Origin of the sequence: Truepera radiovictrix DSM 17093 (genome assembly GCF_000092425.1) — a bacterium.
Classification (GTDB): Bacteria; Deinococcota; Deinococci; order Deinococcales; family Trueperaceae; genus Truepera; species Truepera radiovictrix.
Map to the genome: position 1 here is coordinate 1,837,190 of NC_014221.1, position 26,763 is coordinate 1,863,952.

Sequence of the window (26,763 nt, forward strand, 5' to 3'; positions counted from 1 at the left end):
CGGCGTTGTGCGCTCAACGTAGCACGTCAGCGCGGGGTCGGCCAAGCGCAAGCGCCCGCCTCACGGCTGGGTCTCCCCGCGCTTAGCGTCGCCACCCAACGACGGAGCGCTTCACAAGCGAGCGTTTGCGCAAAAGCGCCGCCGACCGGATGAGAGCTGCTACACTTGGCCTATGGAACACCTCGACAACACCCCTGAAACCAGCCTCGAGGAGATGACAGCGCAACTTCACGCCCTCAGGGGGTATCTTTGACCTCGCTCGCAAAGAGGCCAGGCTCGCCGAGCTCGAGCCGCAGCTAAGCGACCCCAAGCTCTGGGACGACCCCGAAGCGGCGCGCACGCTGACGCAGGAGGCGGCGCGGTTGCGGCGCGTCCTCGAAACGTTTCACCGCCTAGAGGGCGACCTCGAGGGGCTGCGCGAGCTCCAGGAGCTCGCCACAACCCCCGAAGAGCAACAGGACCTGGAGGCCGAGCGCGCTGCGCTGCAGAGGACGCTCGACGCGCTCTACCGCGAGACGCTCTTTTCCGGCCCACACGACGACCGCGCGGCGATCCTCACGATCAAACCGGGGGCGGGCGGCACCGAGTCCTCGGACTGGGCGGGGATGCTCTGGCGGATGTACCGCCGCTTCGCCGAGCGGCAGGGCTTTGAGGTCGAACTGCTCGACGCCACCCCCAGCGACGCCGCCCCCAACGGCATCGACTACGCGCAGCTGATCATCCGCGGGGAGCGCGCGTACGGCCTTTTGCAGGTCGAGTCCGGGGTGCACCGGCTCGTGCGGGTCTCACCCTTTGACGCCCAGGGGCGGCGGCACACCTCGTTCGCTTCGGTCGAGGTCATGCCCGAGATCGACGACGCCGTCGAGATCACTATCGACCCCAAGGATGTGCGCGTCGACGTCTACCGTTCGTCGGGTCCGGGGGGGCAGTCGGTCAACACCACCGACTCGGCGGTGCGCGTGGTCTACAAGGGGGGCACCCCGGAGGAGATCGTGGTGACCTGTCAAGACGGCAAGTCGCAGATCAAAAACCGCGAAAAGGCGATGACGGTGCTTCGCTCGCGCCTTTTCGAACGCGAGGAGCGCCGGCGCCTCGAGGAACAGATGCGCGCGCGCGGCGAACAAAAGGCCATCGAGTGGGGTTCGCAGATCCGCAGCTACGTGCTCGACAAGCGCTACGTCAAAGACCACCGCACGGGCGAGATGCGCCACGACCCCGACGACGTCTTAGACGGCGACATCGAAGGGCTCATCTGGTCGGGTCTGGAGCACCGCGCCCGCACGCAAAGCGAGCCGCAGCGCGCCTAGCGTCTCCTAGAGTCTGTCAACGCCTTACCGCTTCGGCGCCTAAGCCGTTAAAAGGGCCTGTGGCGCGTGGTCGGTCGCTCGTGGTCTATAGCTTGCGATCCACGACCGGCCTCCTGGACGCTTCGAGCGAAAGGGCGACCGAAAGGCGACAGGGCCTAGCGGCTCCGCGGGGGGAGGGTGCTCCGGCGCGGGCGGGGCTCGAGCAAGTTGGGTTCGCTCGGGTCGGCGAGCTCTTCGGCCAAGGGCCCCTCGAGCGCCGCGTCGGGCGACACGTCGGCGTCTTGAACGCGCGCCTTGAGCGCCGCCAGGGGCGGCTCCTTAAGCGGCGCGCTGGCCGCTCCCGAAGAGGGTGCGCGCTCGAGCACGACGGTGCTCTTCGGCTCGGGCATGCTCACCCCGGCCTCGTCGAAGGTCTCTTTAATGAGCTTGATCGCCTCGCTGCGCACCTTGAAAAAGTCCGCCTCGCGCTGGTCGACCCACCCCGAGCAGACGAGGATGACGCTAGAGTCACCCAGATCGCGGATCCTGAGCTGGGGTTCGGGGTCCGCTAAAACCCCCGGCAGCGCCCGCAGCGCAGCGGCGCCGAGCCGCTGCGCGGCGCGCAGATCCTCGTCGGTGCCGACGCCGACCTCGAAGGTAAAGCGCCGCCGCGGGTTGCGGGTGTAGTTGATCATCACCGACGAAAACACCGTGCTGTTGGGGATGCGCGCGTGGTTGCCGTCTAGGGTCATGAGCACCATCTCACGCGAGGTGAGGCGCACGACCCGCCCCTCGACCTCGCCGAGCTGCAACAGGTCGCCGATGGCAAACGGTTGGCGCAGCGACAGCAGCACCCCGGCGAGGTAGTTCTCGACGATGTCGCGGAAAGCGAAGCCGACCGCCAGCCCCGCGAGCCCCGCCGTCCCCAACACGGCCGTGACGATCGCCGTCGCACCGAGCAGGTCAAGGGCGATAAGCAGCCCCACGAGCACGAGCGCGGCGCGCGCGAGCTGCAGGGCGAGCCCGCGCAAGAGTGGGTTGAGGCCGGTGCGGGCAAAAAGCGCCTCCCAGCGCCCGATAAGCGCCGCTAGCAGCCAGAAAAACGCCACCACGCCGACGGCGACCAACAAAAGCGGTGAGTAGCGCACCGCGGTCGCGGCGTACTCGCGGAGCCGCACGAGCGCGGGGGCGAGGGTGCGCCCCAAGTCGGCCTCGAGCTCGAGCGCGTCGACGACGTACACCACCCCGTCCATCCCGGCGGCGATCTCGAGGGCGTCTTGGCGCGCCCCTGCGCCTAGCACCCGACCCGTGAGCCGCACCACCCCGCTCGTCACCGCCACTGAAACCTCTGAGAGCACGGGGATGTTGGCGTAGACCTCCCTAAGGCGCGCTTGCAGCGCCGCGTCGCTCGCCTCGGCCTCCGCTGCGGCTGGCGTGGGCGTCGCCGACGGGTTCGGGGCAGCTGCGCGCGCGCCCGAAGCGGTTCCCCCGACGAGGAGCGTTACGAGTAGCACCAAGGGCAGCGCCCCGAAGCGCCGCACGAGCCGCCGAGGCGCTAGCACGCTGTATGCCGGAGGCGGTACACTGGTCGCGTTGTGCGCATCCTTGCCATCGCCGATGAGGTCTCCCCCTTTATCTACTCCGAAAACTTCCCCCACAACCTGCCCCCTTTTGACCTCGTCCTCTCCGCCGGGGACATGCCCGGGCACGTCCTCGAGTTTATCGCGACCCGCCTCAAGACCCAGCCCGTCTACGTCCTCGGCAACCACCACGAAGGCTACTTGCGCGACAACATCACCGGCGAGACGCGGCTGCCGGGCGGGTGCATCAACGCCCACGGGCGCGTCATCGAGCTTGACGGGGTGCTGATCGCGGGCATCGAGGGGAGCGCGCGCTACCGCCCCGGCCCCCACCAGTACACCGAGTGGCAGATGCACGTGTTGACGCGCAAGCTCACCCCGCAGCTCCTCTGGAACCGCTACCGTTACGGCCGTGCGGTCGACATCCTGCTCACCCACGCCGCCCCCAAAGGGCCGCACGAAGGCCCCGACTACCCCCACCGCGGTGTGGGGGCGTTTAACCGCTTCGTCGAGCTCTGGAAACCCAAGCTGCACGTTCACGGCCACGTTCACCTAAGCGGCGCCAACGCCCCCCGCGAGTACGTCACCGAGAGCGGCGTTCGCGTCGTCAACGCGTTCGGCTTTGCGCTGATCGACCTCGAGCTGCCGTAGCGCCGCGCCTCTACCGCCACGCCGTGTCGCCACACGCGCACCGCTGCTCACACGGGGGCGAACATGACGTCCCGCGACCCCCGCTGCGACAGCCAGTCCATCACCCTGAACTGCATAACGTCACGCAAAAAGGCAACATCCTGCACTGCCACACCCGTTTCGCCCAAAAAGGTCACGTGTTCACATGCAAAACGTGAAGAAATGGTGAGGCACCCTGCACCTCGGCGCGTGGTTCAAAAGACACTCGGCTGACGAAGGGGCTGTATAGTGGCGCTGTGGACGCGCCTAGCGCGCACCACGGGGCTTGTTACTCCCGCCCGCGCAAAGCGCGTGGGCTATAAGCAGAAAGGAGGGTGCGGTGAGCTACCACGCTCAGCGGCGCGCGAGACAGGACGCCGAAAGGGCTCGGAGCCGGGCCTTTTGGCATCAGGTCGCGCACAGCCTCCGGGGAATTCCTAACGAACTCCTTCCCTTTAGCGCCGTTCAACACCTTCACCCAGCATCGGAACGTTACAGCGGCGTCAAACCGATTCCCATCCAACAGATCGTGGGCTCCGTCGACCGCTACCGCGACTTCGATCACTACTTCTTGCCGCGCGCGAGCCACACCCTCGAGCGCTGGATCGGCATCCGCCAGGCGGGGCTCGAGGGCAAAGAGCTGCCGCCCATTCAGGTCTACAAGGTCGGCGAGCTGTACTTCGTTAAAGACGGCCACCACCGCGTCTCGGTCGCCCGCAACGCCGGGCAAAAGTTTATCGACGCCGAGATCATCGAGCTGAGCGTCACCGTCCCCCCCGACTCGGACGACAGCGTCAAAGACCTCATCATCAAGGGGGAGTACGCGGACTTTTTGGAGCGGACCAACCTCAACAGGGTGCGCCCCGACCACTACCCCATCATCTTTACCGTCACGGGGCGCTACGACGTGCTCTTAGACCATATCGCCACCCGGCAGTACTATCTGGGGCTCAAGTTCGGGCGCGAGGTGCCCTGGGAGGAGGCGGTGGGCTCGTGGTACGACCGGCTCTACAAGCGCGTAGTCGACGAGTCGCGCGAGCACGGTGTACTCAAGCGCTTTCCCGGCCGCACCGAGGCCGACCTCTACTTGTGGATCATGGACCACCGCTACTACCTCACGCAGCGCTACGGTCAAGACGTCGGCTCTGAGCGGGCGGCGGTCGACTTTGCGCAGCACCACGCCCCCACGCTGCCCGTGCGCGCGTGGCAGCGGGCGCTCACCCTCTGGCGCGGCGGCAAGACGCACGGCTGAGCCGCCCGCACACCTATCCCCTTACACCGACCGCTCTTTTAACTTTTAAAGGGCGGTTTTTGCGTGCAGGTCCAAGGCGCGTGCTGCCCACGCGTTTTGCAGCGCGCCCCAAACCGGCCCCGGGCGTGCTATGACAGAAGCATGGACGACACGGCATGGCACGCCTTTTTGACGTCGCGCGGCGGACAGCTTCAAGGGGGGCGCGTGCAGGCGTTTGCAGGGCTCCCCGAAGAGGTCGAGGCGCTTGGCAGCGCGGGCCTCGTGCCGCTTTTCGGCAGCACCCCGCTGCGCCTCACGGGGGCGGACCGGCTCGAGTTCCTCCACGGGCAGGTGAGCAACGAGGTCAAGCGGCTCGGTGTCGGCGACGCTCGAGCCGCGCTCATGCTCAACGTCCGCGGGCACGCGCTCGCGCTCATGCGCCTCTACCGCCGTGAGGACGACCTCTTCGTCGCGGTCGAGGGGGGCGCCGGCGAAAGGGTCGAGGCGCAGCTAGGGGCGCACATCATCTTCGATCAGGTCGAGCTCCACAACCTCACCGGCACCCTGCAGAGCCTGACGCTGCAGGGCGAAGCGGCGGGCGAGGTTCTCCAGAGGGCGCTTCACGCGGAGCTTCCGGAGGCAGACCGGTTCGTCCAGGTGCCCTTTGAGGGCGCCAAGGTGCTCGTCAGCCGCGTTGCGCGGAGCGCCCCAGGTGGGTTCGACCTGCACGTGTTGACGCAAGACGCGCGGGCGCTCGTCGAGGCCTTGGAGGGGGCGGGCGCCAAGCTCGTGGGGGAGCGGGCGCTCGCGGCGGCGCGCGTCGCGGCGGGGATCGCCGAGGCGGCGCTCGAGGGGGGCGAGGGGGTGTTGCCGCAAGAAGCGGGCCTTGAGTACGCCGTCTCCTACCGCAAGGGCTGCTACCTGGGCCAAGAGATCATGGCGCGCATCGAAGCGCGCGGCAACGTGCGGCGGCGGCTCGTGGGGTTGCGGCTCGAGAGCGTCCCCCCCGAAGGCGCGCGCGAGCTCCTCGCCGAGGGCAAGGTGGTCGGCCGTTTGGGCACCGTCGCCGAACACCCGCAGCTAGGCACGGTCGCGCTCGCGAGCGTGCGCCACGAGGTCGGCGCGGGCGCGCCGCTCCTGGTCGGCGGCGTCAGCGCCACCGTCGCGCCGCTGCCCTTTGAGACCGCGGCGCAGTACACATCCCGCTAGGGGCGCCCGTAGGGGCAAAAGTCCCTATAATGGCCCCATGAAAAGCAAACGAGACTGGCTCGAGACGAGCTACCGCGCCGCCACGGCGCGCTTTCCCGAACGCTCGTACCCGTTTCGGACGCTCTCGAATATCGAGGTCGCACCCGTCTACACCCACGAGGACCTTCAGGACTTCGACCCCGCCGAAAAGCTCGGCTACCCCGGCGAGTTCCCCTACACCCGCGGCGTTCAAGCGTCGATGTACCGCGGCAAGCTCTGGACCATGCGGCAGTTTGCCGGTTTCGGCTCCGCCGAGCAGACGAACGCCCGCTTTAAGAAGCTCCTGGAGGCCGGCCAGACGGGCCTCTCGACGGCTTTCGACCTGCCGACTTTGATGGGTTACGACGCCGACCACCCCATGGCGAAAGGCGAGGTCGGCAAGATGGGGGTCGCGGTGTCGTCGCTGGCCGACATGGAGCGCCTCTTTGACGGCATCGACCTCGAGCGCGTGACCACCTCGATGACCATCAACAGCCCCGCCAACGCGATCTGGGCGATGTACCTCGCCAACGCCGAAAAGCGCGGCTTTAAGCTCCACAAGCTCGGCGGCACCATCCAAAACGACATCCTCAAGGAGTTTATCGCCCAGAAAGAGTACATCTTCCCGCCCGCGCCCTCGGTAAAGCTGGTGATCGATACCTTCGAGTGGGGGCCCAAGCACGTGCCCAAGTGGAACGTCATCTCGGTCTCGGGCTACCACATCCGCGAGGCGGGTTCGACGGCCGTGCAGGAGCTCGCTTTTACCCTCGCCGACGGCATCCACTACGTCCGCAAAGCGTTAGAGCGCGGCCTCGACATCGACGAGTTCGCCCCCCGCATCTCGTTCTTTTTCAACGTCCACAACGACTTTTTCGAGGAGATCGCTAAGTTTCGCGCGGCGCGCCGCATCTGGGCGAAGCAGATGCGAGACGTCTACGGCGCCAAAAACCCCAAGTCGTGGATGCTGCGCACGCACGCGCAGACGGCCGGGGTGTCGCTGACCGCGCAGCAGCCCCTGGTCAACATCGCCCGCGTCGCCATCCAGGCGCTCGCCGGGGTCTTGGGCGGCACCAACAGCCTGCACACCGACGCGTATGACGAGGCGCTCGCCTTGCCGACCGAGGAGGCGGCGACCATCGCGCTGCGCACGCAGCAGGTGATCGCCTACGAAACGGGCGTCGCGAACACCGTCGACCCCTTGGCCGGGTCGTACTACCTCGAATCGCTCACCGACGAGATGGAGCGGCAGTGCCTGGAGATCTTCGAGCAGATCGACGCTCTGGGCGGGGTCGAGCGCGCCATCGACGCCGGTTACTTCGCCGCCGAGATCGGCGAGGCCAGTTATCAACAGCAGCGCGAGTTCGACAGCAAAGAGCGCCTGACGGTCGGGGTCAACGCCTTCGTCTCCGAAAGCCCCGAAACGCCCCTTTTGCCCTTTGACCCCGAGGTCGAGCGGGTGCAGCAAGAACGCCTCGAGCGCGTCCGGCGCGAGCGCAACCCGCAAGCCGCCGAGAGCGCGTTAGAGGCGCTGCGCGACGCCGCCAAAGCGGGCCGCAACACCATGCCCGCCTTTATGGCCTGCGCCCACGCCTACTGCACCCTGGGCGAGCAGATGGACGTGCTGCGCGAGGTGTACGGGGTGTATGAAGAGCCGGTGATGGTGTAGCGCCAGCGGCGTGGGCCCCCTTGCCGGCCCGCGCCTCACCCAACAGCCGTGCTCGAGCTGCACCGTCAGCGTCGGCGCCGACCGCAAAAGCTCAGCTTAGAACCCGCGCCTTCTTAACGGATGCGTGCTGCTAGCAGCCCTGCACCGGGCAGGGCACCGGCGGCGGAGCTACGGGTACACAGTGCATGAACACAGAGGGGGCGGCCCACCCGGCTGCGTTATAGTAGCGCCATGGAACAGCGCAGGATTCGCGTACTTATCGCTAAACCCGGTCTCGACGGGCACGACCGCGGCGCCAAGGTGATCGCTAGGGCCCTGCGCGACGCTGGGATGGAGGTGATCTACACGGGGCTGCGCCAAACGAGCGACATGATCGTCAGCGCGGCGGTGCAAGAAGACGTCGACGTCGTCGGGCTCTCGATCCTCTCGGGCGCCCACCTGCACTACTTCAAAGAGGTCACCGACAAGCTCAAAGAGCGCGGCGCCGACGACATCTTGGTCTTTGGGGGCGGCATCGTCCCCGACGAGGACATCCCGAAGCTCAAAGCGATGGGGGTCGCTGAGATCTTCACCCCGGGCACCAGCACCCAGGAGGTCGTGCAGTTTCTGCGCGAGCGGCTGCCCGAGCGCAAGGCGCAGGAGGTCTAGCCTCGCTACGGGTTCCTGACCGCCCTCACGCGCGTCCCCGAACCCCTCGGCGCTGGGCAAAACCACAATTTTTCACAGCCTTAAGTGAGCCTTGGTGTAATCTTTACGGGAACCTATGCTAGAGTGAGGGTACCTACACCCTCGCAGCGTTGGAGGTTCCATTGCGTCACGCACAGGTTGACCTCTGCGAGCACCGTTTGGCAACCGCAGCTTGGCGGCTACGCGCGGTAGCCATGGTTCGTGTGTCCCCCTACCCGCGCGCCGATTTATGAGCGGCGCGCCCCCCAAACGCACTGCGCCCACACCCACAGAAGAGGGTCAGGGGGCGCTCGTCGCGGGGCTGCTCGAGCTCGCCCACGCCCTCGGCGATCCGGCGCGAGACCTCGCCATCTTGGGCGAGGGCAACGTCAGCGCGGCCTGTGGCGACGGCACCTTCTGGGTCAAGGCCTCCGGTAGCAGCCTCCGCACGCTCCGCCCGCCCGAACTCTCCCGCGTGCGCCTGGAAGCGGTGCTAAACCTGCTAGCGCGCGCGCCCCTAAGCGAGGAGGCGGTCGCAGCGGGGCTTTTCGAGGCGCTTACCGACCCCACCCACGCCAAACCGTCGGTCGAGACCTTTCTCCACGCCCTCTGCCTGGGGGCCGGCGCCGCTTGGGTCGGCCACACCCATCCGGTCGCCGCCAACGCGCTGCTCTGCAGCCGCCTGGGCGCCGAACCCTTTTTCGGGCACGTCTTCCCCGACGCCGTGGTGGTGTGCGGCCCCGAACCCGCTGCTTTGCCCTACATCGACCCCGGTCTGGAGCTCGCTATCGCCCTTAGGGAGGAGCTAACGCGCTACAGGGCGCGCCACGAAACGCTCCCCAAACTGCTGCTCCTCGAAAACCACGGGATCGTCGCGCTGGGCGCCTCCGCCAAGGAGGTGCTCAACATCACCCTGATGGCCGACAAGTGGGCGCGCGTGCTGCTAGGCACCTACGCCCTCGGCGGGCCACGCTTTTTGCCCCCCGAGGAGGTGCGGCGCATCGACCGTCGCCTCGACGAGCACTACCGCCGCAACCGCCTCGCCCGCGAAGGGGAGCAGGGGTGAAAGGGGAACGGGGCGCCAACCCTAGCCGCGCCGACTTTATCGCGGTCGACCTCGGCGCCTCGAGCGGCCGCGTGCTGCTGGGCGGGTTCGATGGGGAGCGCTGGGCGCTCCGCGAGCTGCACCGCTTCCCCAACGAACCGGTGCGGCTCGCCGGGTCGCTGCACTGGAACGTCCTCACGCTCTGGGCGGAGGTGCAGCGGGCGCTCGCGGCGTACGCCCGCGAGCGCCGCGCGCCCGTGATGGGTATCGGGGTCGACACCTGGGGGGTCGACTTCGGCCTCCTGGACCGCCGCGACCACCTGCTCGGCGTCCCCTACCACTACCGCGACGCGCGCACCGACGGGCAGATGGAGCGGGTGTGGACGACCTTGCCCAAAGCGACCCTCTACGCCCGCACCGGGTTGCAATTCATGCAGATCAACACCCTCTACCAGCTTTGCAGCATGCGCGGCGACCCGCAGCTAGAGGTCGCCGAAACGCTGCTCATGATGCCCGACCTCTTTCACTTCTGGCTGAGCGGTGAAAAGCGCGGCGAGTACACCGTCGCCTCGACGAGCCAGCTGCTCGACGCGCGGACGCGCACCTGGGCGCCCGACCTCCTGAGCGCCCTCGGGCTGCCGAGCCACCTCCTGCCGCCCCTGGTTCCCCCCGGCACGGTGCTCGGCACCCTGCGCGCGAGCGTCGCCGCCGAGACGCGGCTTCCGGCCGCAACGCCGGTCATCGCCCCCGCAGCTCACGACACCGCGAGCGCCGTCGCCGCGACCGCCGGGCTGGACGAGGGCGCTTTTATCAGCTCGGGCACCTGGAGCCTAGTGGGCGCCGAGGTCCCCGAACCCGTGTTGAGCGCGCGCGCGCTCGAGCGCGACTTCACCAACGAGGGCGGCGTCGGGGGGACGATCCGGCTCCTGAAAAACGTCGCGGGGTTGTGGCTGCTCGAGGCGTGCAAACGCCAGTGGGAGCGAGAGGGGGCGGCGCTCAGCTGGCCCGCGCTCCTCGAGGCCGCCGTCGCCGCCCCGCCCTTTCGCAGCTTCGTCAACCCCGGCGCCGAGACCTTCCTCAGCCCGGACGGGATGCCTGAGGCCATCCGGGCCTTTTGCCGCCGGAGCGGCCAACCCGAACCGGGGAGCGTCGGCGAGATCGTGCGCTGCTGCCTCGAGAGCCTCGCCCTCAAGTACCGCACCGTATTAGACGACCTCGAGGCGCTGACCGGCCGCCGCTTTCGCGTCGTGCGGATCGTCGGCGGGGGCAGCCAGAACGCGCTCCTCAACCAGTTCACCGCCGACGCCTGCGCGCGCCCCGTCGTGGCCGGCCCCGTGGAGGCGACCGCGCTCGGCAACCTCACGGTGCAGGCAGTGGCGTGCGGCCTGCTGCCGGACCTTGAGGCCGGGCGCAAAGCGGTCGCCGCCTCGGCCGAGCTGCGCACGTTTGAGCCCAAGCACACTGACGCTTGGGAGGCGGCGCTGGCGCGTTTTAAAAGCCTGAGCGGCACCTCACCCTAAAGGCGCGGTAGACTGCGCCATGCTTAGCGACCAGGAGATGGAACACCTCAAGTCGCTCGCCCGCCTCGAGCTGGACGCGCGCGAGACGGCGGCGCTGCGCGACGACCTCAACGCGCTGCTCGGCTTTTTCGAGCGGCTCTCCGAACTCGACACCGATGGCGTCGCCGAGATGCAGCGTCCCGTCGAGCACACGAACGTCTTTCGGGAGGATGAGCCACGCCCCGGCTTGACGCAAGCGGAGGCTCTAGCGCTCGCCGTCGAGGCGCAAGATGGGTTTTTCCGGGTGCCGCGCACGGTCGACACCGGGGAGTAGGGGGACTTGGCTCTCTAAAGCCCCTCTTTAGGTTCCTCTGCCTCGCGTTCACTTGGGGCGTGCTAGCGTGTCGTTACACCACGCGGCCCGCAGGTCACGCTTTGTCTTTACCCTAGCTGCGCGCCGCTTTGGGGGAACCGATGAACCGACGACGGCACCCACAGAGCTTCGCTCTTTTCACGCTCCTGCTCGTGCTGCTCGGCGCGTGCGCGCCGGCCGTGCGCTACTTGCCACCCGACAGGCCCATCGTCTACGACGTCCCCTACGACACCCTGTTCGACGCCACGCTCCAGGAGCTGACGGCCGCCTACACGTCGGCGGGCGTCGCCCGGCGCACCTTCGCCATCGAGGAGGCCGACCGCGACACCGGCCTCATCCGGGCGGTGCGGCGCGAACCGACCACGCGGGCCAACGTGCGCTACCGCTCGCCGGACACAAACCCCCGCTTCGGCTTTAGCTTGCTCGTACCGCTGCCCATCACGCCAGCCGAAGAGACCACCATCACCGTGGTCGTGCGTCCCGAGGGCGAGGGGTCGTCCCTGATCTACTCGACGCAGGGGCCCGACGGCCGCATCTCGCGCGACGCTGAAGCAGTGATGCAGCGCGTCATCACCCGCCTAGACGAGCGCTTCGCCTCCGAAGCGGGCCTCGTCGTGCGGCAGCGGCAGCTGCCTTAGTCGCTTGTGGCTCGTGGCGAGTGGCCTGTAGCGTGTGCAAAAACCCCACACGCTACGGGCCACGAGCTATTCCAGCCGCGCCCCCCCCACGTACGGCTGCAGCGGTTCGGGGACGCTCACCGTACCGTCTTCGTGCTGAGCGTTTTCGAGGAGCGCCGCGAAAAGCCGCACCATCCCAAACGCGCTGCCGTTGAGGGTGTGCACCAGCTCGGGTTTGCCCCGGCCCTGCGCCCCACCCTCGCGAAAGCGCGTGCCGAGCCGCCGCGCCTGAAAGTCGGTGATGTTCGAAACCGAGGAGACCTCGAGCCACCGCCCTTGCCCCGCGCTCCAGACCTCGAGGTCGTACTTTTTGGCCTGGGTAAAGCCCATGTCGCCGGTACACATCAGCAGGCGGCGGTAGGGCATGCCGAGGGTCTCCAGGAGGCTCTCGGCAAACGCCGCCATCTCCTCGAGCGCTTCAAAGCTCCTGTCCGGGTGGGTAAACTGCACCATCTCGACCTTGTCGAACTGGTGCACGCGGTTGACCCCGCGCACGTGCGCACCGTACGAACCCGCCTCGCGGCGGAAGCAGGGGGTCTGCGCGGCGTAGCGCAGGGGCAGCTCGGCGGCGTCGAGGATCTCGCCGCGGTGCAGGTTGGTGAGCGCCAGCTCGGAGGTCGGGATGAGGTAAAAGCCGTCTCTAAGCTCGTACATCTGCCCCTCTTTGTCGGGCAGCTGCCCCGTCGCCGTCGCGCTCTCGGCGTTGACCAGTAGAGGCACCGCGACCTCGGTGTACCCTGCCGCGACAAGGGCGTTTAAGCAGTACGTGTTGAGCGCCCGCAGGAGCCGCGCGCCCGGCCCCTTGAAAACCGGGAACCCCGCCCCCGTCGTCTTGACCCCCGCCTCCAGGTCGAGCCACCCCCGCGCGGCAGCGAGCTCCCAGTGCGGCTTCGGCTCGAAGTCGAAGGTAGGCTTGTCGCCCCGTTCGTGCACCACCACGTTGTCGTGCTCGGAAACGCCGTAGGGCACGCTCTCGTGCGGCAGATTGGGGAGCTCTAAAAGCGCCCCCTGGAGCTGCGCCTCTAGGCTGCGGCTGCGCTCCTCCAAACGCTTGACCTCGTCGCTCAAGGTGCTCATGGCGCGGATCAGCTCCTCAGCGCTCTCACCGCGGCGCTTGAGCTCGCCGATGCGTTTGGACGAGGCGTTGCGCTCGGCTTGCTTGGCCTCCAGGTCGCTCCGCAGCAGGCGGTACTCCTCATCCAACAGCAGCACCTGGTCGAGCGCCCGCTCGGCTTCGGGTAACCCTTTGTCGCGGATGGCTTTGCGCACCCTGGTCTCGTGTTCGCGGATGAAACGGGGATCGAGCATGGCGTTTAGCCTACCCGAAACGGCCGTAGCGCGTCCTTATCAGCGGGCGACGAAGAGCCCCGAGCTGCGGGTGATGCGCACCCCACCCGAGGCCGCGATGCGCCGCGCCACCTCCTGCCGAAACGCGCTCAGCTTCGCTTCGTCCTGGCGCGGCGCCTCCGGCAGCAGCGAGAGGGCGTAGGCGACGAGCGGTTCGGCCTCGGTCACGTAGAGGTCGCTCCGCGGGGCGTGGTGCAAGGTGACGTCGGCGAAAAAGGGGTGCAGGGCCGCCGCACCGGTCTCGAGGTCGAAGGTCGCGAGGTGGGTGCGCCTGGAAAAAGCCGACACGACGCCCTCCGGCGTGAGAGCACGCGTCAGCGCGTCGAGCTCGAGCAGGTGCTCGCGGCCGTTCGTCGCGGCGAACAGGGTGCCGCCCGGCCGCAACACCCGCCGCACCTCGGTCAGAGCGCGCGGCAAGTCGGGGACGTGGTAGAGCATGTGGTTGGCGATCACGGCGTCAAAGGCGGCGTCCGCGAAGGGCAGGGCTTGGGCCGCGGCGACGGCGAAGGTGACGGGGTGCGGCGTGGCCCCCAGGGTCGCCTCGGCCGCCGCCACCATCCCCGGCGAGGCGTCGGTGAGGGTGAGGTCCCACCCCTCCGGGACGCGCTCGGCGTTCTCCCGCCAGAGCTTGGCGTGACCGCAGCCGAGCTCGAGCACCCGCGCCGCTCCGGGCGGCGCGGCCTCGCGCACGACGCGGTCGAACACCCAGCGGTACCAGTTCACCTGGGCCGCACCGAAGCGCGCGTGGAGCGCGACGCGCGCGTCTAGGTTGGCGGCGGCTTCGTACTGCTCACGCAGCGCCTCCTGCATCCCTCAGGCTACAACGCACCGCTCTACAACGCACTGCCCACGACGCGCCGCCGCGCCACCGGCGCGCAGGCGCTGCAAGGATATGCGTTTTTAGCCCCCGCCTTGCAACTTCTTAAAGCCGCGCGATAGATTGGGGGCGGCTACGACACACCACTTGCGGAGGTCAACGTGAAAACGCTCAAACCGGTGCTCCTGACGCTGCTCTTGCTTTTAGGGGCAGCCTTTGCCCAGTCGGACACCCTGACGATCGCCCAAGGGGTCGACGCGACTACCCTGGACCCCAACGACCAGGAGGAGACGCCCACGCAGAACATCGTCGCCAACATCTTCGACCCCCTGCTGTGGCGCGCCCCCGACGGGAGCATCGAACCGTGGCTGGCGACCTCCGTGGAGGCCGTGGACGACCTCACCTGGGAGATCACGCTGCGCGACGACGTGGTGTTTCACGACGGCGAACCCCTGACCGCCGAGGTCGTCGCCTGGAACTTTGAGCGCGCCCTCGACCAGGAGAACCCCATCCGCTTCCTGTCGAACTTTACGCCGCTGACTGGCGTCGAGGTCACGGGCGAGCACACCCTGCGGGTGACGACCGAAACGCCGTACCCGGTGTTCATCACCCACCTGACGCGCTTTTTCATCGTTTCAAGAACCAACTACGAGGAGAACGGCGCCGCTTTCGCCGCCGAGAACCCCGTCGGCACCGGCCCCTACCGCTTTGTTCGGTGGCAGCGCGACCAGCGGCTCGAGTTAGAAGCCTTCCCTGACTACTGGCAGGGCCCGCCGAGCATCCAGAACGTCGTCTTTAGACCCATCCCCGAGGACTCGTCGCGCATCTCCGAGCTCGTCACCGGCGGGGTGCAGATCGCCACCAACGTGCTCCCCGAAGCTGTGCCTTTGATCGAGGGCAGCGGTCAGGCGGAGATCCGCACGGTGCCGTCGATTCGCAACATCTTCATCGTCTTTACCGCCACCGAAGAGGGCCCCCTGGCCGACCCGCGCGTGCGCCGCGCGCTCAACCTGGCGGTCAACGTCGACGAGATTATCCAGACGCTCTTCGACGGCAACGCCACCCCGACCGCCACGCCCCTGAACAACTACATGTTCGGCTACGCCGAGGACTTAGACACGCGCGAGTACGACCCGGAGGCGGCGCGGCAGCTGCTCGCCGAAGCGGGTTTTGAAAACGGCTTCACCTTCACCCTGGGTAGCCCCAGCGGGCGCTACCTCAACGACCGCTTAGTCGCCGAAGCGGTCGCCGGACAGCTCGCGCAGGTCGGCGTCACGGCGGAGCTTCAGGTGCAGGAGTGGAGCTCGTACGTCGGGCAGGTCTTAGAGCGCCAGGTGCCCACCGATGCCTACCTCATCGGCTGGGGGAACTCCAACTTCGACGCCGACCGGACGCTCTTCACCATGCTCTACGGCGGTACGGTCGAGGGCGGCCCCGACCGCTCGGTGTTCTCGTACTTCACCAACGAAGCGTTCGACGAGCTCGTTTTGCAGGCGCGCGAGACGCTAGACGAAGAGGAGCGCTTCGAGCTCTACCGGCAGGCGCAGGAGATCGTCCTCGAAGAAGCCCCCTGGCTTTTCCTCTACCAACAGGGCGACGTCTACGGGGTCGCCACGAACCTCAACTGGGAACCGCTCTCCAACGAACTCATCTGGGCGTACAGCGCTAGCTTCGAGTAGGTTTTACGGGGGGTGAGCCCGCTCACCCCCACCTCTGGAGACCCCCGTTGCTGACCTATCTCATCCAGCGCCTCCTGCTCGTTGTGGTCGTTATCTGGGGCGCGGCCACGTTGGCCTTTACGCTGCTCTACCTCTCCGGCGACCCTACCAATTTGCTCTTGCCGCTCGACGCCGCGCCGGAGGTGCGCGAGGCGTTTCGGCGCGCGCAGGGCTACGACCAGCCGCTTCTGGTCCAGTACGGCCGCTACCTGGGTGACCTGCTGCGGGGCGACTTCGGCACCAGCTTGCGCAACAACCAACCCGCGCTGCGGCTCGTGCTGGAGAGCTTTCCGCCGACCTTGCGGCTCGCTGGGTTGTCGCTCCTTGTCGCGGTGCTCATCGCCGTACCCGCCGGGGTGATCGCGGCCAACCGCCGGGGGAGCTTGGCGGAGTTCTCCATCATGACGGGGGCGCTTCTAGGCCAAGCCATGCCGGTCTTTTGGCTCGCGCTCATGCTGATCTTGGTCTTCGGGCTGAACCTGCGCTGGCTGCCCATCTCGGGGAGCGGCACCTGGCGGCACTACGTCCTGCCGGTCGCGACGCTCGCCACCTTTAGCGCGGCCTCCATCGCCCGCTTGACGCGCGGCGGCGTGCTCTCCGAGCTGCGCAGCGACCACGTGCGCACGGCCCGCGCCAAGGGGATGCCGCACCGCGGCGTGCTCTACAAACACGCCCTGCGCAACGCCGCCATCCCGGTCGTCACGGTCATCGGCCTGCAGCTCGGTACGCTCGTCTCGGGCGCCATCATCACCGAGACCATCTTCGCCTGGCCGGGGATCGGGCGCTTCGTCCTCGTGGCCGTGTCACAGCGCGACTTTCCGGTGGTGCAGGCGAGCGTGGTGGTGTTCGCCTTCCTCTTGGCGCTCATCAACCTCGCCGTAGACCTCCTTTACGCCGTGCTCGACCCGAGAATCCGCTATGGCTAGCGCCCTGCCGCAGCTGCCGCAGCCCGCGCTGGCGGCCCGCGGGCGCTGGCGCGGCCTCCTCCGGCGCACCCTGACGCGCCCCTCAGCGCTCTTCGCGCTCCTTCTCATCGCGCTCTTTCTCGTCGCGGCGGCCTTTGCCCCGCTCCTGGCACCCTATGACCCCAACGCGCAGAGCCTGGGCGCGCGCCTCGCCCCGCCGGGTTCCGAGGGCCACCTCTTGGGCACCGACCGGCTCGGGCGCGACGTCTTCTCGCGCATCCTCTTCGGCGCGCGGCTCTCGCTCTTTATCTCCACGGCGGGGGTCGCGTTGGGGCTCGCCATCGGCCTGCCTCTGGGGCTCCTAGCGGGCTACGCGGGCCGCTGGCTCGACGAAGTCATCATGCGCCTGGGCGACATTCAGCTCTCGATCCCCTTTATCCTGCTGGTGATCGCCTTTATCGCCGCGCTGGGGACGAGCCTGACCAACACGGTGCTCATTTTGGGCCTCACCTCGTGGGTCACCTACGCGCGCATCGTGCGCGGCGAGGTGCTGCGGGTGCGCGAGCTCGACTACGTGCAGGCCGCCGGGGCGCTCGGGGCGGGAGCGCCGCGGCGGGTCTTCAAGCACATCCTGCCGAACATCTTGGGGCCGCTCTTGGTCATCGTGACGCTCGAGTTCGCCCGCCTCATCATCGCCGAGGCGGCGCTGTCGTTCCTGGGGCTCTCCGGCGTCCCCGCGCAGGTGCCCTCGTGGGGGCAGATGCTCTCCGAGGGACGCGAGGTGCTCTTTTTCGGCGGCTGGTGGGTGGCGACCTTCCCGGGTGCCGCGATCACCCTCGTGGTGCTGGCGGTCAACCTCTTCGGCGACGTGCTCGCCGAGGTGCTCGACCCGCGGCAGCGGTCGTAGACAGCAGGTGCGTCAACAGTTCCCAAGCTGCAGAGGTATCATCCTTGGAACGCACGTGCTAGACGGCCCTGCATCAACGTAGCGCGTTGCAGACCAGGTGATACCTGCCCCTAGACTCGAGGACCCCATGACTACCTTTTTCGGCACCTTCCTCTTCCCCGACACCGGCGAGCGCGTCCGGGGCCGGCTGCACACGCGCGCGGGCTGCATCGCCGGCTTCGACGCCGCGGAGGCGCAACCGGGCGACACCCATCTGCCGGGCACCGTGACGCCCGGGCTCATCGACGCGCACGTCCACGTGCTCTTAGATGGCGGTTCCGACCCCATCGGCACGCTGCAGCGCGCGGGGCTCGTCGAGCGCGTGCTGCACGCGCAGCGCCACCTGCAGCAGCAGCTCCGAGCGGGCGTGACCACCGTGCGCGACCTCGGCGGCCCCGACGGCGTCGCCCTCGCCCTCAGCAGGGCGGTCGCGGCGGGGGAGCTTCGAGGCCCCCACATCGTCTCGTCGGGGCGCAACATCACCATGACGGGGGGGCACGGGCACGCCCTGGGCGTCGAGGCCGACGGCGAGGCCGCCGTGCGGGCGGCGGCGCGGTGCGAACTCAAGGCGGGGGCGCAGGTGCTCAAGTTCATGGCGACGGGCGGCGTGCTCACCCCGGGGGTGCGGGCGGGCGCCGAGGCGTTTACCGTAGCGGAGCTGCGCGCGGGGGTCGAAGAGGCGCACAAGGCGGGCAAACGCACCGCCGCGCACGCGCAGGGGCTCGCAGGCATCAAAAACGCGCTCCATGCGGGGGTCGACACGGTCGAACACGGCGCCTTCGACGCGTGGGACGACGAGGCGCTCGAGCTCCTGCTGGACGCCAGCCACCCCCGCTGGCTGGTGCCGACGCTCGCCGCCCCCGCGGGCATCCTCGCCGGCAAGGGCGCGCTGCCGGCGTGGATGGTGGAGAAAACCGAACCCATCGCCGAGCGTCACCGCGCAAACACCGCCACCGCCCACCGCGCGGGGGTGCGCGTCGCCGCCGGCACGGACGCCGGCACCCCCTTCAACCCGCACGGCAACCTGCCGCTCGAGCTCGAGCTGCTCGCGCAGGTCGGGCTCTCCCCGTTGGCGGTGTTGCGGGCCGCCACGGTGGTCGCGGCGGACGCGCTCGACCTCGCGGGAGAGGTCGGCACCCTCCAACCGGGCGCTTGGGCCGACCTCGTGGCGTGGGACGGGGACCCGCTAGCGGACGTACGGGTCTTCAGGCGGCCGCGCGCCGTCATCGTCCGGGGGGCGGCCCTGACGAACGCCTGAGCTGCGTCACCTGCGCGAGCCAGCGCAGCAAAAGCGGCACCACGGGGTTGTCGCGGGCGTTGATGAGGTCTAGGTGCGCGTAGTCGGGGACGATGTAGCTCGAAAAGAGCGCCCCCGAGCGCAGGTTGCCGTAGGCCGAAAAGCCGTCTAGCGAACTTACCAGCCCCCGCTCCGCGCCGACCGCGAGCGTCGGCACCGAGACCTCGCTGTGGGGGACGAAGCCCTCGGCGCCGCGCAGGTCTAGCGGCAGGGCGCTCATGTCGATAAGGAGCCGCAGCGGAAAGTACCACTCGTTGACGTTGGTCTCCGGCAAGCTCGCGCTCCTAGCGAGCGCGTGAAGGTCGGTGTGCGCGCCCCGAGCGTCCCAGTCCACATACGCGTACCCGTCTGCCACCCCGGCGACCGTCCGGTTGCGCCGCCCGCGCCAACCGTCGAGCAAAAAGGCGACGAGGTTCCCTCCGTAGCGCGCCCCGACCGGTTCCCCCACCGACGAGCTGAACACGGGCGAGAGCACGAAGTCGCGGTCGTTTTGCAGCCCGAAAGCGGCGAGGTTGGTCACGGCGAAGGGGTAGAACCCGCCGGGCGAGAGGGCGGCTGGCTCGAGCGCCGCCAAGAGCCCCGCCACCTCCCGCTTGGCGAAGTAGGCCGGCCCCGCGCCGAAGGGCAGGTAGGGCGGCCCGCGGCCCGCCTCGAAGCCCTCGGCGCTCGGCAGCAGCTCCCAGTTGCCGAGCGCCACGGCGTCGGCGAAGCCGAAGGCGCCGGTGCGCCCGAGGGTGCCGTCCAGAAGCAGCAGGGCGTCGAGCCACGCGTCGCCGACGCCGTCCTCGAAGCGAAACGCCGCGTAGAGGCTCACCAAACTCGCCCCGAGCGAGTGCCCGCCCAAGACCACCGTCTCGGCGACCTCGTGCGCGCGCCGCACCATCTCGTGCAGGTCGCGCAGGTGCGCCTCTAACCCCCAGCGGCGCATGAAGCCGACCTCCTCGGGGGGGAGCGGGTTAAAACCCGCCGGCGTCCCCGCGTCGCGCACGTAGTAGCGGTGCGCGAAGCTCGGGTCGCCGGTCCGGAGGCTTTTGAGCATCATGGTGCGGTCCTCGAGCGCGTTCGCGCGCCGGTCGACCGCCCAGACCTCGAGCCCCTCGCGGCTCGCGACAAAAAGCCGCGCGAGCGCGTCGAGGTTCGCCGCGCCGCCGAAAAGCCCCGGCACGAGGATCACCACCGTCTCGGTCGGGGCGTCCGTGTGGTAGCGGAGGTAGAAGGAGCGGTTGAGCCGCGCCGGCGTCCCCGGCACCGCGAACCCCGGCACCGTCACGTACTGGGTGGCGACCTCGTGGGGCGCCAGCAGGTGCGGTGTGGGTGGCAGCGTGAGCGGCGCGCGCAGGTCGGGGATGGGCAGACAGCCCGTGAGTAGCAGCAGGACCGCCCCCACCAGAGCCCTCAACTGGTACACGAGGTGAGTTTACTTAGTTGCGGAGGACGCGCCGTGAAGGGGAGCTGAGAAGTCGCCCCCCTTCACGCTAGCGCCCCTAGCGAAAGCGCCTCAGGTACTCGCGCGCGATGATGAGGTGCTGAATCTCGTCGGTGCCCTCGCCGATGCGGGTGAGCCGCGCGTCGCGCCACAGCCTTTCGACCTCGTACTCGCGGATGTAGCCGTAACCGCCCAGGATCTGGATGGCGTGGTCGCACGCCCGCACCCCCGCGACGCTACCCTTGAGTTTGGCTTGGGCCGCCGCCATCGTAAAGGGCCGTCCGGCGTCCTTGAGCGCGGCCGCTTTGAGGACCAAGAGGCGGGCCGCCTCGAGCTCGGTCGCCATCTCGGCGATCTTGAAGCTGACCCCCTGGTTGTGCGCGATCGGTCTGCCGAACTGCTCGCGCTCGAGGGCGTACTTGGCGGCGATCTCCAAGGCGGCGCGGCCGAGCCCGATGCCCATCGCCCCGATGCCGATGCGCCCGCCGTCGAGCACCGCCATCACGTCGCGGAACGCTTCGCCCCGCACCCCCAAGAGGTTCTCGGCGGGGACCACGAGGTCTTCAAAGGTGAGCGGTGTGGTGTCCGACGCGTGCAACCCGAGCTTCTCCTCGGGTTTGCCGCGCACGAGCCCCGGCGCGTCGCCGGGCACCACGAAGGCGCTGATACCGTCGGCGGCGCTCTTACCGGGGCGGGGGTCGTCGGTGCGGGCCAAGATGACGTAGGTGCCGCCGACCGTGCCCTGCGTGATAAAGATCTTTGAACCGCTTATCACGAAGTGGTCGCCGCGGTCCTCGGCGCGGGTGCGCATCCCGGCGGCGTCCGAACCCGAACCCGGTTCGGTCAGCCCCCACGCCCCGAGCTTTTCGGCCGTCGCGAGCGCGGGCAAGTAGGCGCGCTTTTGCGCCTCGTTCCCCGCCAAGACGATGTGCCCCGTGCAGAGCGAGTTGTGCGAGGCGACCGTGAGGCACAGCGACCCGTCGACGGCGGCGATCTCCTCGATAATCAGCGCCATCGTCGCGGTGTCGAGTTCGGCCCCGCCGTACGCTTCGGGCACCTGCATCCCCATCACACCGAGCTCGCCGAGCTGCTTGACGAGCGCCATGGGGAAAACGCCCGTCTCGTCGCGCTCACGCGCCCCGGGGGCGACCTCGCTCCTTAAAAAGTCTTTCAGAGGACCCAGAATCGCCTTCTGGTCGGCGCTCAAGTCGAACCAGAGGGCGTCCTCCAGCGCCGGTAGTGTTGTTGCCATACGTGAGTCTAGCAGAGCGCCGCAGCGCCGAGCCGCTCATAGCCGCGTTGTACTCGCTGCGCTCGGCGCGGCACCTCCAAAACGCGCGAAGCGGGTTCGGGGTGAGAACCTGATAGACTCCCTTATGGCTGGGTATTGGGTCCGCGGTATTCGAGGGGCGACGACGGTCGAGCGCGACGAACCGGAGCTCATCTTGGAGGCGACGTGCGAGCTTTTAGAGGCGATGCTGCGCGAAAACGACATCACCGACTTCGAGGTCATCGCCGCCATCTTCTTTACCACCACCCACGACCTGACGAGCACCTTCCCCGCCGAGGCCGCGCGGCGGCTCGGGATGAACTTGGTGCCTTTAATCTGCAACCTAGAGATCCCGGTGCCGAACCGCCTGCCGCGGGCGGTGCGGGTGATGATGCAGGTCAACACGCAAAAGAGCCAGCGCGAGATGAAGCACGTGTACCTGCGGGGCGCCGTGAGCCTGCGCCCCGACCTGGTGAGCGCGCAGTAGCGTCGGCGCCCGCATCGGGACGACGCTACAGCAGGTCCACCACCATCTCGTGCCACGCGGGTTCGGCGCCGACGTTCCCCTGACGGTCGCGGATAAACCCGTTGTGGTAGAGGTAGCGCCCGTAGGTGGCCCACGTGCCCAGGTCGATGCGCCCCCACGGCCCGGCGCCGCAGTAGGTGCGGCTGGCTTCGCGTTGGCTCCGCTCGAGCAGCACCCTGTCCCCTAGCCCCGCCTCGGCGAGGAGCGCCGCCGCCTGCTGCGGTTCGGCGGCGGCGAGCTCAAAGCCGCGCCGTGTCGCCCGCAAAAACGCCTCGAGCAGCCCCCGCTGCGCCAGCACGGTCTGAGCTCGAGCGAAGAGGACGGGGGTGTAGAGGTTCGGGATCCCGTAGTCGACGAGCCGAAAGAGGCGCAGCGGCGTACCCCGCAGCGCGGCCTCGACCCCTTCCCACGCGGGAAAGACCCAGGTGCAGTCGGCCTGCCCCGTAAGGAGCGCGTCCGGCACCGTCGGTTTGGGCAGCACCCGCTCCTCGACCTCACCGCGCCCCCCGTCGTTACGCACCATCTGGCGCACGACGTGCATCTCGAAGCGGGCGCCGTAGGAGGCGTAGCGCTTGCCGTCGAGCTCGGCGGGGCGCGTGATGCCGCTTTGCTCGAGCACGGCCAGGGCCGAAGGGTTGGTGGCGTTGACCGCGGCGAGCGCGACCAGGGGCGTCTCGGAGTCGGCGTAGGCGATCACCGTCTCCTGTGGGCCGAGGCCGAGGGTGGCCTCACCGGCGAGGACCCGCCGCGCAGCGGTCGGGTGGTCGGTGTAGGGGAGCTGCTTAAGCGCTAGCCCCTCCTCGCTATAAAACCCGAGGCGCTGCGCGAGCACAAACCCCGTGTGGTTGGTGTTCAAAAACCAGTCCGGTGCGAGCGTGATGGTCTCTAGCTTTGTGGGCTTTAGCGTGTTCATGGCGGCCCCCTTTGCGCTCAGCCAGGCGGCCGCCGGTCACGCTCCCTACGCCGGTATGACCCGGTTCAGGTTCGAGGGTTGAGCGCACCCGCTCTCTCAGCCTTGCGGCACCCCTGGTGAGGGGTCTAGTGTAGCACGCTCACTCCCACTCCCGCACCGGGATCAGCTCGCCGCCATCTACGGTGGCCGTTTTGACGCGGTGGCTTCGCGTGAGCGTCACCTCGAGCACCGCCTGGTCGAGCGTCTTAGAGCCGATCAAGGTCTTGCGGACGAAGTAGCCGCCCCCCTGGAGGCTCAGCTCGCTCGTCTTCGAGAGCCGCACGGGGATCACCTCGCCCGTCTTGTCGGTACGCACGCGCGCGAGGAGAAAGTTGCCCTCGTGCTTGAAGTTGGGGTTGCCGCGCCGGAAGAACATGCCCTAGTTTAGCCCATCCCCGACAGGCTCTCGCGCACCGTCAGCTCGGGCGTGAGCACCACGCGCGTGTTGGCCGCGCCGCTTAGACCCGCGATAAGAGTCGCCACCGCGCGCTGGCCGATCTCGCGTTTGGGCACCCGCACCGTCGCGAGCGGGGGGCTCAGCCACGCGGCCATGGGGATGTCGTCGTGGCCGACCACCGCGACCTCTTCGGGCACCCGCACCCCAGCGACCTGCAGCGCTCTTAAGGCGCCCGCCGCCATGATGTCGTTAAAGCACACCAGAGCGTCGAAGGGGGTGCGGCTAAGCAGCTCGAGCGTCGCCGCGAAGCTCGCCTCGGGGCTTGTGTCGGCGATGACGACGCGCGCGGGGTCGAAGAGCCCGCGCTCCCGCTCGGAGCGCACGAACGCCTCGCGGCGCACCGTGCTGCTCGCGTACAGGTCCGGCCCCGCGAGCAGGGCGACGCGCCGCCGCTCCGCGTCGTGCAGCGCCCCGAGCGCCAGCTGCACCCCCGCGGCGTCGTCGACGACGATGCTGCTCGCGACCTCCAAGGGCACCTCGCGGCCGATCACCACGGCGGCCTTGTAGCGCCCCAAGAGCTCGGCGAGCGCCCCATCTGGCAGCCGCGGCGTGTCCACGATGACCCCGTCGGCGCCCCGCTCCTCGAGCGAGCGCAAGGCCGCCCCCTCGCGCCCCGCGTCCTGGAAAACGTTGCACAAAAAGAGGTTGTAACCCGCCTCCCAGGCCGCCAGCTCGGCCCCCTGCGCGATGTCGGCGTAGTAGGGGTTGTCGAGCGCGGGGACGACGAGCCCCAAGGTGAGGCTCGAGTTGGTCGCCAAACTCCGCGCGACCCCGCTCCGGCGGTAGTTGAGCTCGCGTATCGCCTGCTCGACCCGCCGCCGCGTCCTCTCGCTCGTGCGGCCCGTGCCGTTGAGCACGCGCGAGACCGTCTGCTTCGACACCCCCGCGAGGCGCGCCACATCGGCCATGGTCGCTCTGGAACCCGCTCTCGGCGTCCTGGTACCTCCTCTAGCCATCCTCCCCCTCACCACGTCGGGGCTAGGGCTTTTGGCGAAGCTTCCGGTAAATTGACAAGCCCCGAGCCTGGGTGCTAGCGTAAGGGTATCAAAAAAGTGACCGGTAACTCAAACGGTAGCCAACCCAGACGAGCGCTGCGGGTCCCCCCCGAGGGTGCTCGCCAAAGGATGACGCGATGACGATTTTTTACGGCGGCGACTACAACCCCGAGCAGTGGCCCGAAGCGACCTGGCACGAGGACGTGACGCTGATGCAGGAGGCGGGGGTGAACCTCGTGAGCGTCGCCATCTTCGCCTGGTCGAAGCTCGAGCCCGAACCGGGCCGCTTCGACTTCGGGTGGCTCGACCGGCTTCTAGACCTCCTGCACGAGCACGGCATCGGCGTCTGCCTCGCGACCGCGACCGCCGCCCCCCCGCCGTGGCTCGCGCACCAACACCCCGAGAGTCTCCCCGTGACCGCCACGGGGGTGCGCTTGGGGGTCGGCTCGAGGCAGCAGTATAGCCCGTCTAGCCCCGCGTACAAGGAGGCCGCCGCGCGGCTCGTGCGCGCGATCGCGGAGCGCTACAAGGGTCACCCCGCCCTCAAGCTCTGGCACGTGAATAACGAGTACGGCTGCCACGTCTACGAGTCGTTCGACGAGGACTCGGCGGCGGCCTTTCGGGCGTGGTTAAGAGCGCGCTACGGCACCCTGGAGGCGCTCAACGCCGCCTGGGGCACCGCTTTCTGGAGCCAGCTCTATCACCATTGGGAGGAGATCACCCCGCCGCGCGCCGCGCCGACCTTTCTCAACCCGACCCAGCAGCTCGACTGGCGGCGCTTTTGCAGCGACGCGCTGTTGGCGCTCTACAAGATGGAGCGCGACATCCTCCGCGAGGTGACGCCGGAGGTGCCCATCACCACGAACTTTATCGGGGTGCATAAACCCATCGACGCCTGGCGCTGGGCCGAAGCGCTCGACCTCGTCGCCAACGACGCCTACCCCGACCCGAGCGACCCCGAAGCGCCCATCCACGCCGCTTTCGCGAGCGACGTGATGCGCTCGCTTAAGGGGGGCGCCCCCTGGCTCCTCATGGAGCAAGCCCCCAACCAGGTGCAGTGGCGGCCGCGCAACGCCCTTAAAGCCCCCGGTGTGATGCGCCTCTGGAGCCTTCAGGCGCTCGCGCGCGGCGCGCGCGGCGTGATGTTCTTTCAGTGGCGGCAGTCAAAAGCCGGGGCGGAAAAGTTCCATAGCGGCATGGTCCCCCACGGCGGCACCGAGACGCGCACCTGGCACGAGGTCAAAGCGCTCGGCCAGGAGCTCAAGGGCCTCGGCGAGCTGCTCGAGAGCACCCTTCGCAGCGACGTCGCCGTGGTGCTCGACTGGGACACCTGGTGGGCTTTAGAGCTCGACGCCAAACCCTCGGACGGGGTGCGCTACTTAGAGACGCTCTACGCCCCTTACGCCGAGCTGTGGCGGCGCAACATCGGCGTCACCTTCGTCCGCCCGGACGCCGACCTGAGCCCCTACAAGCTGGTCGTCGCACCCAACCTCTACCTCGTTACCGACGAGGCGGCAGCCAACTTGGAGAGCTACGTCCGCGGGGGCGGGGTGCTCGTCATGGGCTTTTTTAGCGGCATCGTCGACGAACACGACCAGGTGCGGCTGGGGGGCTACCCGGCGCCCTTTCGCCAGCTCCTGGGGTTGCGCGTCGAGGAGTTTGACGCGCTGCCCGCGGGCGCGCGCCTCAGCGTGCGGCTGCCCGCGGGCGACGTGAGCGCCGAGACCTGGGCCGACGTCATCCACCTCGAGGGCGCCGAGGCGCTCGGCACCTTCGGGGCGGGGTTCTATGCGGGGGGCCCTGCCGTGACCCGCCACCGCTTCGGGCGCGGGGTGAGCTTTTATATCGGCACGCGCTTGGCGGCCGAAGGGCTCGCCTGGGTGCTCGCAGAGGCGTGCCGCGAGGCCGGCGTCGCGCCCGTCCTCGAGACGCCCCCCGGCGTCGAGGCGGTCGCGCGCACCCGAGGGGGGGCGCGTTACCTCGCGCTCTTCAACCATAGCGACGAAACGGTCACGGTGGCGCTGCCGGAGCGCTTTACCGCCCTCGGCAGCGGCGCGTTGCAAGAAGGGACGCTCGAGCTCGCTGCGCGCGACGCCGTCTTTTTGCGGGCGCGCAGCGCTACGCACGCGCAGGAGCCCGCCGAGCGCGAAAGGAGCCCGGTATGACCTAAAGCCGCGTCTCACAGCGC

The 26,763-nt window shown here is 68.7% G+C and carries 24 protein-coding genes and 1 riboswitch; of the genes, 16 read left to right on the forward strand and 8 right to left on the reverse strand.

Annotated elements, in window-relative coordinates; genetic code table 11:
* Positions 1-172 precede the first annotated feature (172 nt).
* Positions 173-1,307 (forward strand): peptide chain release factor 2 gene (gene prfB, locus TRAD_RS08450; RefSeq protein ID WP_013178190.1). Its coding sequence is split into 2 segments (ribosomal slippage): positions 173-250 and positions 252-1,307, totalling 1,134 coding nucleotides; the frame shifts between segments, so codons are not numbered across the junction.
* A gap of 155 nt (positions 1,308-1,462) precedes the next feature.
* Here the strand turns inward: prfB and TRAD_RS08455 are convergent.
* Positions 1,463-2,848 (reverse strand): mechanosensitive ion channel family protein, encoded by a 1,386-nt coding sequence (locus TRAD_RS08455; protein WP_185095151.1) that lies wholly within the window; start codon positions 2,846-2,848, stop codon positions 1,463-1,465.
* A 33-nt stretch (positions 2,849-2,881) separates the two neighbouring features.
* Here TRAD_RS08455 and TRAD_RS08460 point away from each other — a divergent pair, with 33 nt between their 5' ends.
* From TRAD_RS08460 to TRAD_RS08500, 9 genes are all read left to right on the forward strand, one after another.
* The gene (locus TRAD_RS08460) at positions 2,882-3,517 is read left to right on the forward strand and encodes a metallophosphoesterase (RefSeq protein ID WP_013178192.1); all 636 of its coding nucleotides are present in this window, start codon (positions 2,882-2,884) and stop codon (positions 3,515-3,517) included.
* Positions 3,518-3,875: 358 nt separating this feature from the next.
* Complete coding sequence (locus TRAD_RS08465; protein ID WP_013178193.1) at positions 3,876-4,787, forward strand: DUF4032 domain-containing protein; 912 nt, start codon at positions 3,876-3,878, stop codon at positions 4,785-4,787.
* Positions 4,788-4,928: 141 nt separating this feature from the next.
* Positions 4,929-5,975: a CAF17-like 4Fe-4S cluster assembly/insertion protein YgfZ gene (gene ygfZ, locus TRAD_RS08470; RefSeq protein ID WP_013178194.1), complete on the forward strand. Its 1,047-nt coding sequence runs from the start codon at positions 4,929-4,931 to the stop codon at positions 5,973-5,975.
* A 37-nt stretch (positions 5,976-6,012) separates the two neighbouring features.
* The gene (locus TRAD_RS08475) at positions 6,013-7,659 is read left to right on the forward strand and encodes an acyl-CoA mutase large subunit family protein (RefSeq protein ID WP_013178195.1); all 1,647 of its coding nucleotides are present in this window, start codon (positions 6,013-6,015) and stop codon (positions 7,657-7,659) included.
* Between the two features lie 231 nt (positions 7,660-7,890).
* The gene (locus tag TRAD_RS08480) at positions 7,891-8,307 is read left to right on the forward strand and encodes a cobalamin B12-binding domain-containing protein (RefSeq protein ID WP_013178196.1); all 417 of its coding nucleotides are present in this window, start codon (positions 7,891-7,893) and stop codon (positions 8,305-8,307) included.
* Between the two features lie 268 nt (positions 8,308-8,575).
* Positions 8,576-9,391 (forward strand): class II aldolase/adducin family protein, encoded by an 816-nt coding sequence (locus TRAD_RS08485; RefSeq protein ID WP_013178197.1) that lies wholly within the window; start codon positions 8,576-8,578, stop codon positions 9,389-9,391.
* Positions 9,388-10,890, forward strand: coding sequence for a rhamnulokinase (locus tag TRAD_RS08490; RefSeq protein WP_013178198.1), 1,503 nt, complete (start codon positions 9,388-9,390; stop codon positions 10,888-10,890). The genes TRAD_RS08485 and TRAD_RS08490 overlap by 4 nt, the downstream gene beginning before the upstream one ends.
* A gap of 19 nt (positions 10,891-10,909) precedes the next feature.
* A complete protein-coding gene (gene gatC, locus TRAD_RS08495) occupies positions 10,910-11,203 on the forward strand; it encodes an Asp-tRNA(Asn)/Glu-tRNA(Gln) amidotransferase subunit GatC (RefSeq protein ID WP_013178199.1) in 294 nt (97 codons plus the stop codon).
* A gap of 140 nt (positions 11,204-11,343) precedes the next feature.
* Positions 11,344-11,880 (forward strand): hypothetical protein, encoded by a 537-nt coding sequence (locus TRAD_RS08500; RefSeq protein ID WP_013178200.1) that lies wholly within the window; start codon positions 11,344-11,346, stop codon positions 11,878-11,880.
* A 66-nt stretch (positions 11,881-11,946) separates the two neighbouring features.
* Here the strand turns inward: TRAD_RS08500 and serS are convergent, their stop codons facing one another.
* Both serS and TRAD_RS08510 read right to left on the reverse strand, forming a co-directional pair.
* Positions 11,947-13,227: a serine--tRNA ligase gene (serS, locus tag TRAD_RS08505; RefSeq protein WP_013178201.1), complete on the reverse strand. Its 1,281-nt coding sequence runs from the start codon at positions 13,225-13,227 to the stop codon at positions 11,947-11,949.
* Positions 13,228-13,266: 39 nt separating this feature from the next.
* Positions 13,267-14,076 (reverse strand): class I SAM-dependent methyltransferase, encoded by an 810-nt coding sequence (locus TRAD_RS08510; protein ID WP_013178202.1) that lies wholly within the window; start codon positions 14,074-14,076, stop codon positions 13,267-13,269.
* 168 nt (positions 14,077-14,244) lie between these two features.
* On the opposite strand from TRAD_RS08510, the gene TRAD_RS08515 reads away from it, so the two are divergent.
* From TRAD_RS08515 to TRAD_RS08530, 4 genes are all read left to right on the forward strand, one after another.
* Positions 14,245-15,762 (forward strand): ABC transporter substrate-binding protein, encoded by a 1,518-nt coding sequence (locus TRAD_RS08515; RefSeq protein WP_013178203.1) that lies wholly within the window; start codon positions 14,245-14,247, stop codon positions 15,760-15,762.
* Positions 15,763-15,809: 47 nt separating this feature from the next.
* On the forward strand, positions 15,810-16,727 hold the full coding sequence (locus TRAD_RS08520) for an ABC transporter permease (RefSeq protein ID WP_013178204.1): 918 nt from the start codon (positions 15,810-15,812) through the stop codon (positions 16,725-16,727).
* Complete coding sequence (locus TRAD_RS08525; protein WP_013178205.1) at positions 16,720-17,613, forward strand: ABC transporter permease; 894 nt, start codon at positions 16,720-16,722, stop codon at positions 17,611-17,613. The genes TRAD_RS08520 and TRAD_RS08525 overlap by 8 nt, the downstream gene beginning before the upstream one ends.
* A gap of 127 nt (positions 17,614-17,740) precedes the next feature.
* Positions 17,741-18,910, forward strand: coding sequence for a metal-dependent hydrolase family protein (locus tag TRAD_RS08530; RefSeq protein WP_013178206.1), 1,170 nt, complete (start codon positions 17,741-17,743; stop codon positions 18,908-18,910).
* On the opposite strand, the gene TRAD_RS08535 is transcribed toward TRAD_RS08530, so the two are convergent.
* Entirely contained in the window at positions 18,876-20,357 is a 1,482-nt protein-coding gene (locus TRAD_RS08535; RefSeq protein ID WP_041947208.1) for an alpha/beta fold hydrolase, read from the reverse strand. The two genes, TRAD_RS08530 and TRAD_RS08535, sit on opposite strands and share 35 nt — an antisense overlap.
* A gap of 76 nt (positions 20,358-20,433) precedes the next feature.
* Entirely contained in the window at positions 20,434-21,627 is a 1,194-nt protein-coding gene (locus TRAD_RS08540) for an acyl-CoA dehydrogenase family protein (RefSeq protein ID WP_013178208.1), read from the reverse strand.
* Positions 21,628-21,751: 124 nt separating this feature from the next.
* On the opposite strand from TRAD_RS08540, the gene aroH reads away from it, so the two are divergent.
* Positions 21,752-22,132, forward strand: coding sequence for a chorismate mutase (gene aroH, locus TRAD_RS08545; RefSeq protein WP_013178209.1), 381 nt, complete (start codon positions 21,752-21,754; stop codon positions 22,130-22,132).
* Between the two features lie 25 nt (positions 22,133-22,157).
* Here aroH and TRAD_RS08550 read toward each other — a convergent pair whose 3' ends face one another.
* From TRAD_RS08550 to TRAD_RS08560, 3 genes are all read right to left on the reverse strand, one after another.
* The gene (locus TRAD_RS08550; protein ID WP_013178210.1) at positions 22,158-23,084 is read right to left on the reverse strand and encodes an ABC transporter substrate-binding protein; all 927 of its coding nucleotides are present in this window, start codon (positions 23,082-23,084) and stop codon (positions 22,158-22,160) included.
* Positions 23,085-23,108: 24 nt separating this feature from the next.
* Positions 23,109-23,209: riboswitch (TPP riboswitch) on the reverse strand.
* Between the two features lie 14 nt (positions 23,210-23,223).
* Positions 23,224-23,499, reverse strand: coding sequence for a hypothetical protein (locus tag TRAD_RS08555; RefSeq protein ID WP_013178211.1), 276 nt, complete (start codon positions 23,497-23,499; stop codon positions 23,224-23,226).
* A gap of 8 nt (positions 23,500-23,507) precedes the next feature.
* Positions 23,508-24,536 carry a LacI family DNA-binding transcriptional regulator gene (locus TRAD_RS08560; RefSeq protein WP_083770766.1) on the reverse strand — a complete coding sequence of 343 codons (1,029 nt, stop codon included), beginning with the start codon at positions 24,534-24,536 and terminating at the stop codon, positions 23,508-23,510.
* Positions 24,537-24,712: 176 nt separating this feature from the next.
* On the opposite strand from TRAD_RS08560, the gene TRAD_RS08565 reads away from it, so the two are divergent.
* Positions 24,713-26,740: a beta-galactosidase gene (locus TRAD_RS08565; RefSeq protein ID WP_013178213.1), complete on the forward strand. Its 2,028-nt coding sequence runs from the start codon at positions 24,713-24,715 to the stop codon at positions 26,738-26,740.
* Positions 26,741-26,763: the final 23 nt, after the last annotated feature.

Excerpts from the sequence above, each read along its gene's own strand:
- TRAD_RS08550 (WP_013178210.1), bottom strand. The coding sequence starts at position 23,084 with ATGAACACGCTAAAGCCCACAAAGCTAGAGACCATCACGCTCGCACCG.
- TRAD_RS08475 (WP_013178195.1), top strand. The coding sequence starts at position 6,013 with ATGAAAAGCAAACGAGACTGGCTCGAGACGAGCTACCGCGCCGCCACG.
- TRAD_RS08555 (WP_013178211.1), bottom strand. The coding sequence starts at position 23,499 with ATGTTCTTCCGGCGCGGCAACCCCAACTTCAAGCACGAGGGCAACTTT.
- TRAD_RS08500 (WP_013178200.1), top strand. The coding sequence starts at position 11,344 with ATGAACCGACGACGGCACCCACAGAGCTTCGCTCTTTTCACGCTCCTG.
- aroH (WP_013178209.1), top strand. The coding sequence starts at position 21,752 with ATGGCTGGGTATTGGGTCCGCGGTATTCGAGGGGCGACGACGGTCGAG.
- TRAD_RS08560 (WP_083770766.1), bottom strand. The coding sequence starts at position 24,536 with ATGGCTAGAGGAGGTACCAGGACGCCGAGAGCGGGTTCCAGAGCGACC.
- TRAD_RS08540 (WP_013178208.1), bottom strand. The coding sequence starts at position 21,627 with ATGGCAACAACACTACCGGCGCTGGAGGACGCCCTCTGGTTCGACTTG.
- TRAD_RS08510 (WP_013178202.1), bottom strand. The coding sequence starts at position 14,076 with ATGCAGGAGGCGCTGCGTGAGCAGTACGAAGCCGCCGCCAACCTAGAC.
- gatC (WP_013178199.1), top strand. The coding sequence starts at position 10,910 with ATGCTTAGCGACCAGGAGATGGAACACCTCAAGTCGCTCGCCCGCCTC.
- ygfZ (WP_013178194.1), top strand. The coding sequence starts at position 4,929 with ATGGACGACACGGCATGGCACGCCTTTTTGACGTCGCGCGGCGGACAG.
- TRAD_RS08525 (WP_013178205.1), top strand. The coding sequence starts at position 16,720 with ATGGCTAGCGCCCTGCCGCAGCTGCCGCAGCCCGCGCTGGCGGCCCGC.
- TRAD_RS08480 (WP_013178196.1), top strand. The coding sequence starts at position 7,891 with ATGGAACAGCGCAGGATTCGCGTACTTATCGCTAAACCCGGTCTCGAC.
- TRAD_RS08485 (WP_013178197.1), top strand. The coding sequence starts at position 8,576 with ATGAGCGGCGCGCCCCCCAAACGCACTGCGCCCACACCCACAGAAGAG.
- TRAD_RS08565 (WP_013178213.1), top strand. The coding sequence starts at position 24,713 with ATGACGATTTTTTACGGCGGCGACTACAACCCCGAGCAGTGGCCCGAA.
- TRAD_RS08530 (WP_013178206.1), top strand. The coding sequence starts at position 17,741 with ATGACTACCTTTTTCGGCACCTTCCTCTTCCCCGACACCGGCGAGCGC.
- serS (WP_013178201.1), bottom strand. The coding sequence starts at position 13,227 with ATGCTCGATCCCCGTTTCATCCGCGAACACGAGACCAGGGTGCGCAAA.